Here is a 12,606-nt window from a genome sequence, read left to right on the forward strand (position 1 = left end):
AGCGTCTAATACTATATCTTATAAATCTATTCGGTTTATTTATTGAATTCTTAAAAAATAATTATGTCGGTAAAGCCACGTAAGTTTTCATTTAAACTCTTTTTATTATTGCTGTTTTGTTTTATCGGGCAATGCCTGTATGCACAAAATACCGGCAAAATTTCAGGTACAGTACTCGATAAAATTACACCACTTGAATTTGTTACTGTTACGCTATCTGCAATAACCGATACCGGAAAAATAATTTATTTTACTACCACCGACACCACAGGTGCATTTTCATTTGACAAAGTAACCTTAAACGATTACCTTCTAAAATTCAGTTTAATCGGATATAAAACTGCTGCACAAAAATTATCATTAACGGAAGCTGCACCCATAATAAAAATAGAAGACCATACATTAGTTAAAGATGCAAATTTTTTGCAGGCAGTAACCGTATCTTCTCAAAAAAAATTAATTGAAAAAACACCGCAGGGTTTTATTGTAAATGCAGCAGCAACTATTACCGCTGCCGGTGGCACCGCTACAGATTTACTAAAAAATACACCCACAGTATCGGTAGATGCAGAAGGTGCGATTACATTAAGAGGAAAATCGCCATTGATATTAATTAATGGCAGAAATTCTAATTTAAGCAACCCCGATCAAATACCCGCAAGCAGTATAGAGAGTATAGAAATTATTAATAACCCCACTGCTAAATACGATGCCAATGCCGAAAGCGGTGTTATCAATATCAAACTAAAAAAAAATAAACAGAATGGAACTAATGGCGCATTAGCATTGGGTGCAGGGCTGGGCAGCAGAGGTAGAATTAACAGTTCTATTTTGATAAATAATAAAACAAAAAAAGTAAACCTCGGCCTGGCTTACGATAACCGCTTTGCAGGAAGAACAAGAAATATTAATGGAAGCCGAACTAATTTTTATTTACCTGATACTTATTTATTAAATCAAAACCGAAAAGATAAGAGACTGGAGCAATTACAAAACTTGAAATTCAATATCGATTTTTCTCCCAATGCAAAAAACAGTTTTTCATTTGAAGCGTTAGGAAATTTAGAAGGGCAGGATAATAATGAAAGTTTAAATACTGCTATTTATAAACAGAACAACAATTTAAATGTAAATACCAATCGCCATTCGCTGGAACTGGCACGGGGAAAAGTGGCAGAATTTGCTTTTGATTACAGCAAAAAATTTAATACTGAAAGAAAATCATTAACCGGCAATATCACTTCTTCAATTGAAAATGGTAAGGAGAATACAACTATCACTTCACAATCGTTAGATAAATATGATGTGGGTACCGGCAATCCATGGTTTGAAAAAACGCATAATTACGAAAAGGGAAATATATCTACTGCAAAATTAGATTATTCATTTCCTGTATCTAAAAAAGCACAATTAGAAACGGGTTATAAAAGTATTTTCAGGCATATTAATGCAGATTATGAAACAGCAGATTTATTAAACAACATGCATGTTATTAATACTGCAGCCAGTAATATTTTTAATTTTAACGAGCAGGTACATGCCTTGTATGCAACATACAATTCAAGCATTGGCTCACCGGAAAAACAAAATTGGAAATATGATTTTGGTATAAGGGCAGAGCAGGTTTTTAATAAGGGCAATACACAAAACAACAGTACAAAATTCAGTAATCAATATCTTAAATTATTTCCCAATGCAAGCCTTGTTTATTATACTAAAGCAGAAGAATATTTTAAACTTAGCTATGGCAAAAGAATTAACCGCCCCGGTTTAGGCCAGCTCAATCCATTTACAGATATTACCGATTCTTTAAATCCACACAGCGGCAACCCCAATTTAAAACCCGAAATTATTCATGCAGTAGAATTGGGTTATAATAAAGAATGGAGTAACACTTCTTTTTCATCTAATATTTTTTTTCGTTATGCTGTTAACACCATCAGGCAATATGTGCTGTCGCAATCCAATGGCATCAATCTTACTTACCCTGTAAATATTGGCAGCGCCGTAACTTATGGTGTTGAAAATGTTATCAGCGTAAAGGCCGCTAAGTTTTACGATTGTAATGCCAGCCTCTCTTTGTTTCAGCAACAGTTAAATGGCAGTAATGTATCAACCGATGCTGTGCAAAGCGCCTTTGGGTGGTATGCTAAAATCATAAATAATTTTATGCCCTGGCCCAATAGCAAATTACAGGTTATGGGTAATTATAATTCCGCACTTGCCACTCCACAGGGAAAAAGAATAGCACAATATTTTGCCGATATTGGTTTTCAGCAAAAATTAGGTAAAGGAAATGCCAGACTGGGTTTAACTGTTACTGATATTTTCAATACCTTTAAAAGCGGCTATATAAACAATACGGCTGCATTTTCAAATTACCGTAACAGCAAAGCGGATACAAGGGCTTTCATTATTACATTTGCCTGGTTCTTTAAATCTGCTTTCAAAGAAAAATTATTAGAAAATAAATTTTCAACTGATTATTAAAATTTTTATTTTATGAACAGGAAAAACTTTTTAAAGGCTGGCGCATTAGTTGGCGCCGCAACTTTAACAGGCACTACTAATTCCTTTGCAAATAATTTAACCAATAACGATATTGATAAACTGGTGGATGCTAATGGCAATTATATCCTTCAGCCATTACCTTACAACGAAAATTTTTTAGAGCCTTATATGGATGCAGAAACCATGCACCTGCATTACACTTTTCATCATGGCGGCGCAGTAAAAGGTGCCAATAAAGATTTGCAGGTGATTAAAAAAGCAATGGACGAAAATAATTTAGAAACGGTTGACTTCTGGACAAAAAAATTATCTTACCATTTTTCCTCCCATGTATTGCATTCTATTTTCTGGACAAATTTGACTAACAAAAAAAATAATCCCAAAGGTGAATTATTAAAACGTATAGAAAAAAACTTTGGCAGTTTTGAAAAATTAAAAACTTTAATTGCAGCCACTTCAAAAAATGTAGATGGCAATGGCTGGGGCATTTTAGCGTACCAACCTTACAGCGACAGCCTAATTGTTTTACAATGCGAAAATCACGAAAAGCTAACGCAATGGGGTGCCATTCCCTTATTAGTTATTGATGTTTGGGAACATGCGTACTATTTAAAATACAAAAACAAACGTACCGATTTTGTTGATGCCTTATTCAACATCATAAACTGGGATAATGCTGCACAGCGATTGGAAACTGCACTAAAAATTACCCGGTAGTTGTAATCTTTACGGCGGCACTTTAATTTATAATATCATAAATAAATTTTACAAAATAATATTTTGTTATAAATTTTTGCAGGAAATTTGTAATAAATTTATGCCCGTATGAAAAGAATTTCAAAACCCTTTATCATTTTTTTGTTATGCTTAAGCACATGGTTTTATACCACAGCCGGTGCACAGGTAAAACAAACAGAGAATGTTAATCAAATTTGGCTGGGTTATTTAAATCAAACCCGGTTTAGTAGTAAATGGGGTATGTGGGCAGATGTACATTTACGTACCAAAGAAAATTTTGTAAATAATTTTTCTACCGGCATCATCAGGGCGGGTATAACATACTATATTAATGATGTAACCAAATTTACTTTAGGCTATGCTTATGTAAATCATTTTCCAGCAGCTGCACATAAAAAAATTTCGCAGCCCGAGCACCGGCCATGGCAGCAACTGCAATGGCATACCAAATACGGTAAAAAAAGGATGATGCAGTGGTTTAGATTAGAAGAACGTTATCGCCGTAAAATATTAAACGATTCTACCCTGGCCGGTGGCCGCAGCTTTAACTGGAAGCTGCGGTACAATTTCTGGTACGAAATTCCGCTGAGCCAAAAAGGAATAGTTCCTAAAGCCTGGTCATTTATTGTTAATGATGAGCTGCATATCAACTTTGGTAAACAAATTGTAAATAATTATTTTGATCAGAACCGTTTTTTTATTGGACCAAAATACCAATTGTCCGAAAAAAATAATATACAGTTTGGTTATTCAAATATATTTATACAAACAGCCGCAGGCAATAAATACAGAAATATTAACGCTGCAAGGATATTCTTTTTTCAAAATATTGATGCAACAAAAAAAATTAAATAATCATTTTACAAATCTGCCTTATCTGCCTTAGTTACCGCTCTTTCGATAAACCCAGCCTTACAATTTTGTTTTTATGTATGCTTGTTTTAATTGTGTTACAGCAAATGTAAAACCCCTGTAGAAACAGGGGCTTTTACCAAAACTAACTGCACATGAAAAAACCAGGTTATCACCCCCGGTTAAAAGTTGATACTATAATTCAGGTTCTAATAAATAAAAACTATAAGGTTCAAGAATAAAATATTCGCTGTCGTTACCCACATGGTAATGCTTATTGCTCCAGTGATCGAATAGTTTTGCCGAAACAGGGCCATGCTGTTTAAATGCAAACCATGTTAAGAAAGCCGGTGCTGCACTAAAGTTAAAAATGCAATACAGTTTTTTACCATTATGTGTACGCAGGTAACCTGCAATGTGGATATTGTGCGGCGGCAACCAGGTAAGGTTTTTGTAATCACTTACCACTTCTAATTTTTTTCGGATAGCAATCAATTGCTGTGTAGCCGAAAAAACTTTTTGCTCTACCGTACCTTTATCATTTATTTTTTCATTTTTCTTCCAGTCAATTACAGGGCGGTGCATCCAGCGGTTATCGTAACTTTTTGCTGGGTCGTTTAAATAAGAGTAATCGTTGGTGTAACCCACTTCATCTCCATAAAATAACATAGGAATGCCGCCAATAAAAAAACTATGTGCCTGCATCAGCATTATTTTTTTTATAGAAAGCTCAACAGCCTTTTCATCTTTTTCATCAATTGCTTTTTCCAATCCGCAAAGCGAAGCCAGCGAACCACTGATACGGGCATCCTGTGTTTTTGGATTTACAGAAAACAATGCACCTCTTGCCGGCGATCCTTCATGCATTCCTGAATAATAATTTTTTATAAACTTACGGTGCTCATACGCATTGAATCCGCCATGCCGTATCATATCATCATCGTAACCCAAACCAATATCATCGTGGCAACGGGTATAAGTAATCCACGAAGTGCCCAAAGGTTTTTGTAAAATTTCATGTTGAGCAGCAAGCATAACTTTTGTATCGCCAGTTGCTAATGCATCCCATTGCAATGCCATATGTGTGGCGTTATAGGCGAAGTCGCATTCTTTAGCCGTGTATAAACCTGTACCAAAATATTTCATGATCTCTTTAGGCGCAACAATTGCTTCGCCTAATAAAGCCATGCCCGGTGTTGCCACCTGCACACATTGTTTTATCAATTGTAAAACAGTATGTGCCAATGGTAAATTCTGGCAACTGGTACCCAATTGTTTCCATATAAATGCAGGGGCATCTATGCGTAAAACATCTACGCCAAAATTTGCAAAAAAGAAAATTGTATCCAGCATTTCAATAAATACATAAGGATTGGAAAAATTTAAATCCCATTGGTAATTATGAAAAACCGTCATCACCCATTTATTACACTCCGGTACATAAGTAAAATTACCTGGCGTCGATTCAGGAAAAATATCCGGCATGTTTTTATCAAACTGATCAGGAACTGTTCTGTCATCATACATGTAAAAATAATTCTGGTATTTTTTTTCGCCCTGCTTTGCTTTTTGTGCCCACTCATGCTGTTGTGAGGTATGGTTCATCACAATATCCATCATCAGGTACATTTTTGATGCGTTCATTTTTTCCTGTACCGCTTTCAGATCATCCAATGTACCAAAGCGTTCATCTATTTTTCTAAAATCCGAAACAGCATAGCCGCCATCACTTTCGCCTGCAGGGCTTTGCATCACCGGCATAAGGTGTAAAAGATTTACACCAAGTGTTTTAAAGTAATCTAATTTTTCGCCAAGGGTTTTAAGGTTGCCGCAAAAACGGTCAACATATAAACTCATACCTGTAATTTCATTGCTTAAAAACCAGTTACCTTTTTTTTCTTTTTCTTCATCAATTAATTTTAATGCTGCCGGCCTTTGCGAATATGCTTTTGCCATAGTATCAATCAGCTGCTTAAAAATAATTTCGCTTTCTGGATGATGCTGGTATAATTGATTGTACAAAAATTGTATAGCAGTTGCATTAGCAACAAAACGGGTGTAAAATAAATTATCGCTGTTACCCACATCTATTTTCATTTTACGCAGGCCGGTGTTAATTTGACTATGTAATTGAGAATCGTACACTGATATTTTCTTTAATTAAAAATGGTATTATTTAAATGTTTAAAAGCTTCCATGGCCCCCATATACTCACATGTTCTTGCTCCTGCTTTATTGGCATTAAAAATAATTTTATGCCAATGCTCTGCCGATAAAACTTTTATTTCATCTACCGGTTTATCGCTGAGCTGGTATAATAAAGCACCTACAAATGCGTCGCCTGCACCGGTGGTGTCTACAGGTGTTACGGCAATACTGGGTACAATGACTGTTTGCCCGTTAAATCCTAACATCGTTCCATCTTTACCAAGTGTTATTGCAAAAACACCATCTGTTTTTTCAAACAAAATTTTTACAGCATCGCTTAATGTTGCAGCACCTGTTATTAACAACGCTTCTTCATCGCTTAGTTTAAAAAAATGGCAGCACTCTAAAAAATTCCACGACTGATCAATAAATGTTTGCGTATTATTTTGAAATAATAAATGCCGGTAATTAGGATCGAAACTTATAAAAATATTTTTGAGTAATGCTTTTTGTAAAAGACCCTGGTAAGCTGCCTGCAACGGGCCTGGTAAAAAACCAGTAGCAGAACCAAAATGAATAATTGAAAATTCATCAAGATTAATAGCCTCCACTTCCTGACGGCTCAGTTGCCCGTCGGCACCACGGTTAAAATAAAAATCCCTCTCGCCATTTTCCATCAACGATACAAATGCAAACGTGGTAAAATTATTTTCATCCTGCAGCATCCATTTGGTATTGACACCAAAATCACTCATCACTTCTATTAAATGTTTTCCAAAAGGATCAACACCAACTTTTGCGGCCAGCTCTACATTGCCACCCAATGCTGCAATTGCTGCCGCCACATTGGTTGGGGCACCACCGGCTTTTTTTAAAAAATTATTTCCATCGCTCAGCGATTTGCCTTTATCAGTACAAATTAAATCTATCAATGCTTCGCCGATGCAGAGTATTTTGCCCCACTCTCCGCCAGCCGGCGGAGAACTTAGATTGTTGCTTTCCTTTTTTATATCTTTCCTTATTAAACTCATAACATTAATTAATACTTTTTTCTTTAACACCGATCTTCACTTTTCCCCCTTTAGGGGATAGGGGCTAATGCCCCATACCAGCCGGCATAATTATTTCTTCTGTTGATTTTTCGGTTTTTATTAAAAGGGTAAGTAATGCTGCTATTAATAAAAATACTGCTCCAAAATAAATAGCATTTACAGGTTCTTTACCTAAAAAATTATTAAAAATTGATCCAAAGCTTAGTGAATAAATCAGCATTGGAAGTACTATCATCATATTAATGATGCCCATATAAACCCCATACCTGTTTTTAGGAATATCTTTTACAATTAATAAATATGGAACCCCCATCATACTTGCCCATGCAATACCAAAACCAATAAGTGGAATTAACACCAAATACTTATCGCTGATTTGTGGAAAAATAACCAGCGCTAATGCTGCTAATAATAAACAGGTGCTATGAACCAATTTTGCGCCAATTTTTTTTGCAAACCAAACCAGTGCAAATGCAGATACAAATGTTATAATATTTGTCCAGCCACTTATCAAGCCGCCCCAGCCAACAGCTTCCTGGTAAATTGCATTTGCAGCAGAGTTATCTGTAGTGTTAAAAATAGATTTTGCAATGGTCAAATCTTTGTAATCCCAATAACATTTTAAAGCAAACCATTGGAACAAATACACTAAAAACAAACGCCACATATTAGCAGGCATTTCTTTAACTGCATGATAAATTTCTATAAAGGGAGATGCTATACTTAATTTTATACTTTTCAGTTCAGCAAGCTCTTCTGGTGTTGGTGGAATTTCAGGAGTTGTTTTATTGCTCCACAGTACACTGGTAATACTGCAAACTGCGCCAAAGAAAAAAGAGGCAAATACCCAATAAGGAATATTATTAGCGTTGCTTTTATTTAAAAAAGGAATTAATTGAAAAATAAAAAGTGATAATGTACCTAATGTTTGTCCAAATCCTGTAAAAAAACTTTGGGCTAAAAATCCGGTTGGCTGTTGTTTACCATCTAATTTATCGGCAACAAAAGCACGATAAGGTTCCATTGCTGTATTGTTTGCAGCATCTAAAATCCATAACAGGCCTACAGCCATCCACAGTTCTTTACTAAATGGAAATAGAAATAAACATATACTGCAGAATATGGCACCAATTAAAAAATAAGGTTTTCTTCTTCCCCATTTTGGATGCCAGGTTTTATCACTCATTGCTCCAATTATTGGCTGAATTAGTAAACCTGTAATTGGCCCGGCAATTTGTAACATCGGTAAATCTCCATTTTCTGCACCCAAAAATTTATAGATGGGATTAACAGCATTTTGTTGTAACGCAAAACTATACTGAATGCCAAAAAAGCCCACATTCATATTTATTATTTGCCAGAAGCTTAAATGCGGTTTTGGTATAGTCATTAGCAATCGTTTTGAGAAAATTGAGAATATCAAATTTACTCAAAACAAGTTGTTATCAAATCTGCAAACGATTGTGGTGGATAAAGAAATGTACGACAGCGCTGCATTTGAACGGCAAAACAACTGTACCCGAATAAAATGTGCAGTAGTACAAGTATAACAAAAAAATTATTTTTTTATAAATGCTTTCAATGCCAAATACACGCCATTCGTCCAGCCAAAACCATCCTGCGACGGATACTCGCCGCCACCGGCTTCTTTACTTAAATCTTCAACATTGTATTTCTCCATCATTTTACTTGTAGCTGCATATACTTTATCATTTAATGCCAGCCAGCGGGCAGCAATATCTTTTGCCAAAATTTTTTCATTATAATTATTTAATCCGTTTACGGCAATCCATTGCAATGGTGCCCAGCCATTAGGAGCATCCCATTGCTGGCCCGTGTTATTAATTGTAGTAACAATACCACCGGGTTTTAATAAATATTTTTTTGTTGTTGCCGCAACTGCAATTGCCTGTGGTGTGGTTGTAATTTTTACAAACAAAGGATATAAGCCTGCGGCAGTAATATTATTGTTGATAGTTTTTGTTTCAATATTATAATCGCAAAAGAAATTTTCTTTTGCATTCCAGCAATATTTTAAAATAGAAGCTTTTCTTTTTGCTGCCAGCGCAAGCAACGTTCTTTGATTTTTAGTATCCTTATTCAATCCATAAATTTTTGCTATGGTTATTTCTAAATGATACAACAGGCAGTTTAAATCAACCGGAATAATAGTAGTAGTTTGAATGGTTGTAATATTTTTTTCATCGGCAAACCAGCGGCTGCTAAAATCCCAGCCACTCTCTGCACCCGAACGTAAATTTCTGCATGCAGTTGCTTTTGTTTCATCCAGTATTTTTTTTAATGCCTCCGGCGACGACATTTTTATACGCATGGCCAATTCATTCGCTACACTTTCTGCAACATCATAATCCTCTTTATAACTTTCCTGCCTTGGTTTATCGCTGTTATCATAATACCTGCTCAATAAACTTCCGTCTGGCATTTTTACTGCATGGCCTGTGCCATCAGTAGTTTTACCCATCCAGTAAGCATATTCTTTTTGCAGTGGTGTAAAATACTTTCCATAAACAGTTTTCCCTTTTATACTTGCAAGCAACTCCACCATCAAACTAAAAAATGGTGGCTGGCTGCGGCTTAAATAATAAGTTCGGTTACCATTGGGAATATGGCCATACTGATAAATGAGATAAGCAAAATTATCCACCATATTTTCAATCATGGCAGTTTCGCCACTTTCTTTTAAACCCAGCATGGTAAAATAACTGTCCCAGTAATAAATTTCTCTAAATCTTCCGCCGGGTACAATGTAAGCATTGGGTAATGGCAATAAAGAAGATCCTTTTACATTTTTATCGGCTTCTCTTTTTAAATTACTCCAAAGATTACGGATGTGGTTAGCCGCATCCAATTCTTTTTGAATATAATTAAACGCAGGGGGTGCAGCAGGCAAATCAAAATTAGCGGCCACAAATTTTTTTAAATTCAAACCCGGCCCTTTTGCTAAACCGTAATCGTACATAATATCGCTTACTTTTCTTTTAGGTGTACAATCCACAAAAGTTTTACCATCGGTAAAAACTTGCTCCATTTGTACATCAATAAAAAGTTGGCCATATATTTTATCGGGAGTTGCCGGTTGTTGCGCCGCAGCATTATTTAATACAGCAAACATTACTGCTGCAGCAGGCCATTTTTTCATACACATAAATTTATCAAACAAAATAAACGAATCTACTTTATAAAGTAGTGGTAAATTTTTTATGCTGCAAGTGAAACAATGCTTGTGTATTCAGCAATAACAATGCTTGAAAGATAAAAAGTATAAATATTCTAAAATCTGCAGTTCCCCTTTAGGGGTTAGGGGCATTTTTTATATCGCAGCGCCAAAACCCAGCACCACATCTTCACCCAGCCACTCTGCCAAATGCTGCGAAATTAATTTACTCTCCACCATAAATCCATCATGTCCGTAATCCGAATCAATTTCTATCATTGTTGCATCTGCAATATGGTTGGCTAAAAATCGCTGCTCTACCAGCGGACAAAGTATATCACTGCTGATACCAATTATTAAAGTGCGTTGTGTAATATCATTTAATACAGTAGCCAAATTTCCACCACGGCCACGGGCAATATTATGACTGTCCATACTTTTTGTAAGCTGCCAGTAAGTGTAAGCATTAAAACGATGCACTAATTTTTCGCCCTGGTAATTAATGTACGATGATGCTTTATAATTATCAATTTTTTCTGCGTCATTATCTGTTTGCTGCTGCACCATAATACCATAATTGCGATACGTAAGCATACCAATAGCACGGGCAGCTTTCAATCCTTTTGCACCCGCAGTTGGCGAAGCAGTATTAAAAGTATTATCCGCTTCAATACTTAAACGCTGTGCAGTATGTGTTGCAATGCCCCAGGCACTTTCGCTTGCCGATGTTGCCAGCAGCAATACATTTTCAATCACATTTTTTTCCATCACACACCATTCCATAGCCTGGTAACCACCCATGCTGCCACCCATTACTAAAAATATTTTTTCTATGCCTAAATGCTCACGCAATAAAATATGCGCCTGCACCATATCACGTATGGTTACCAGCGGAAAATTATTGTAGTAAGGTTGTTGCGTATTTGTATCAATACTCAGCGGCCCTGTGCTGCCATAGCAACTGCCTAAAATATTTGCACAAACAATAAAATATTTTTCAGGATCAATTACATGATTGCTGCCCACCACGCCATTCCACCAGTCTGCAGCATCGCTGTTGGCAGTAAGTGCATGGCATATCCACACCACATTGCTTTTATCAGCATTTAAGTTGCCGTAAGTGGTGTATTCAATTTCAATTGATGGAAATGTGTAACCACTTTCTAAAATAAAATTGCCGGTATGTTTAAAGATGTTCATTTGCCCCCATCCCCTGAAGGGGAGTTATTCAAGGTTTATAATTTTTATGTTGCTTTATTTTTTTAAAAGCGTTTTTGTTTTGAACCCAGCTATATTTCTTTCTTCATCTTCATTGGTCTGGCCTAAGGCGAGACACTCTTCAACAATATTTCTTTATTGAGCTTTAATTATGTTTTGCAAAAAGCATCTGTCGTTCCTACGGAACGATTAAAAACATACATTATTTTTTCTACCCACCTTAAGCTCCTGCGGAGCTGATTTAAAATACCATTTTTCTCTGTGAGGCTATCTTTTTCATTACCGGGTGAGCCACTCTTTAAGGAGTGACTCACCCTCGTTTCTATCTCCGCTAAAGTCTCCTCCATTTCATCCACCTTCGGGGGAGATAGAGGGGGCGGAGGCCATAAATAAAATGCAAAGTAAAGGCTTGCAATATTTATATTTGTAAAAATGTTTTAAAATGATTGAAATTAATTTACACCGTGTAGCCGGAGATTTTGGTTTTGAGGCCAAAGATGCCAATGGCCACACCGTACACATGGACAGCAGCGACGAAAGTGGCGGCAATAATTTTGGTGTACGCCCAATGCAAATGTTATTAATGGGTTTGGGTGGTTGCAGTGCAATTGATATTGTAATGATCTTAAAAAAACAGCGACAAACCATCACCGATTTTTCTATAAAAATTACCGGCGAGAGAGAATCCGGTAAAGAACCATCGCTGTGGGCCAATGCAAAAATTATTTTTACACTTAGCGGAGATATTGATAAAGAGAAAGCCGCACGTGCCTGCGAATTATCCATGAATAAATATTGCAGTGTTGCCGAAACTTTGAAGAAAAGTGGAACGGTGTTGACATGGGAGTTGAAAACAGCCCCCTCTATCTCCCCCGAAGGGGGAGGAAAGTAACGAGATTGAAAAGAAGATTA

9 protein-coding genes are annotated in these 12,606 nt (G+C 36.2%); 4 read left to right on the forward strand and 5 right to left on the reverse strand.

Annotated features, from left to right (window positions below; translation table 11 throughout):
- The first annotated feature begins 63 nt into the window (after positions 1 to 63).
- From ACY65O_RS15350 to ACY65O_RS15360, 3 genes are all read left to right on the forward strand, one after another.
- Positions 64 to 2,490, forward strand: coding sequence for a TonB-dependent receptor (locus ACY65O_RS15350; RefSeq protein ID WP_462221740.1), 2,427 nt, complete (start codon positions 64 to 66; stop codon positions 2,488 to 2,490).
- 12 nt (positions 2,491 to 2,502) lie between these two features.
- Complete coding sequence (locus ACY65O_RS15355; protein WP_462221741.1) at positions 2,503 to 3,228, forward strand: Fe-Mn family superoxide dismutase; 726 nt, start codon at positions 2,503 to 2,505, stop codon at positions 3,226 to 3,228.
- Between the two features lie 108 nt (positions 3,229 to 3,336).
- Complete coding sequence (locus tag ACY65O_RS15360) at positions 3,337 to 4,104, forward strand: DUF2490 domain-containing protein (RefSeq protein WP_462221742.1); 768 nt, start codon at positions 3,337 to 3,339, stop codon at positions 4,102 to 4,104.
- A 192-nt stretch (positions 4,105 to 4,296) separates the two neighbouring features.
- On the opposite strand, the gene ACY65O_RS15365 is transcribed toward ACY65O_RS15360, so the two are convergent.
- The 5 genes from ACY65O_RS15365 to metX all read right to left on the reverse strand — a co-directional run bounded on the left by ACY65O_RS15365 (position 4,297) and on the right by metX (position 11,676).
- A complete protein-coding gene (locus ACY65O_RS15365; protein WP_462221743.1) occupies positions 4,297 to 6,246 on the reverse strand; it encodes an alpha-amylase family glycosyl hydrolase in 1,950 nt (649 codons plus the stop codon).
- Positions 6,247 to 6,257: 11 nt separating this feature from the next.
- Complete coding sequence (locus ACY65O_RS15370; protein ID WP_462221744.1) at positions 6,258 to 7,280, reverse strand: carbohydrate kinase family protein; 1,023 nt, start codon at positions 7,278 to 7,280, stop codon at positions 6,258 to 6,260.
- Between the two features lie 64 nt (positions 7,281 to 7,344).
- On the reverse strand, positions 7,345 to 8,691 hold the full coding sequence (locus ACY65O_RS15375; protein WP_462221745.1) for an MFS transporter: 1,347 nt from the start codon (positions 8,689 to 8,691) through the stop codon (positions 7,345 to 7,347).
- Between the two features lie 168 nt (positions 8,692 to 8,859).
- The gene (gene treF, locus ACY65O_RS15380; protein ID WP_462221746.1) at positions 8,860 to 10,461 is read right to left on the reverse strand and encodes an alpha,alpha-trehalase TreF; all 1,602 of its coding nucleotides are present in this window, start codon (positions 10,459 to 10,461) and stop codon (positions 8,860 to 8,862) included.
- A gap of 171 nt (positions 10,462 to 10,632) precedes the next feature.
- The gene (gene metX, locus ACY65O_RS15385) at positions 10,633 to 11,676 is read right to left on the reverse strand and encodes a homoserine O-acetyltransferase MetX (RefSeq protein ID WP_462221747.1); all 1,044 of its coding nucleotides are present in this window, start codon (positions 11,674 to 11,676) and stop codon (positions 10,633 to 10,635) included.
- Between the two features lie 460 nt (positions 11,677 to 12,136).
- On the opposite strand from metX, the gene ACY65O_RS15390 reads away from it, so the two are divergent.
- Positions 12,137 to 12,586 (forward strand): OsmC family protein, encoded by a 450-nt coding sequence (locus ACY65O_RS15390; RefSeq protein ID WP_462221748.1) that lies wholly within the window; start codon positions 12,137 to 12,139, stop codon positions 12,584 to 12,586.
- The last annotated feature ends 20 nt before the right edge of the window (positions 12,587 to 12,606 follow it).

This window comes from Ferruginibacter sp. (assembly GCF_031430955.1).
Lineage (GTDB): Bacteria > Bacteroidota > Bacteroidia > Chitinophagales > Chitinophagaceae > Ferruginibacter.

What these genes read in the sequence shown, in the direction of transcription:
- ACY65O_RS15390 (WP_462221748.1), top strand. Translation starts at nt 12,137, where the DNA reads ATGATTGAAATTAATTTACACCGTGTAGCCGGAGATTTTGGTTTTGAG.
- ACY65O_RS15360 (WP_462221742.1), top strand. Translation starts at nt 3,337, where the DNA reads ATGAAAAGAATTTCAAAACCCTTTATCATTTTTTTGTTATGCTTAAGC.
- treF (WP_462221746.1), bottom strand. Translation starts at nt 10,461, where the DNA reads ATGAAAAAATGGCCTGCTGCAGCAGTAATGTTTGCTGTATTAAATAAT.
- ACY65O_RS15350 (WP_462221740.1), top strand. Translation starts at nt 64, where the DNA reads ATGTCGGTAAAGCCACGTAAGTTTTCATTTAAACTCTTTTTATTATTG.
- ACY65O_RS15370 (WP_462221744.1), bottom strand. Translation starts at nt 7,280, where the DNA reads ATGAGTTTAATAAGGAAAGATATAAAAAAGGAAAGCAACAATCTAAGT.
- ACY65O_RS15355 (WP_462221741.1), top strand. Translation starts at nt 2,503, where the DNA reads ATGAACAGGAAAAACTTTTTAAAGGCTGGCGCATTAGTTGGCGCCGCA.
- ACY65O_RS15375 (WP_462221745.1), bottom strand. Translation starts at nt 8,691, where the DNA reads ATGACTATACCAAAACCGCATTTAAGCTTCTGGCAAATAATAAATATG.
- metX (WP_462221747.1), bottom strand. Translation starts at nt 11,676, where the DNA reads ATGAACATCTTTAAACATACCGGCAATTTTATTTTAGAAAGTGGTTAC.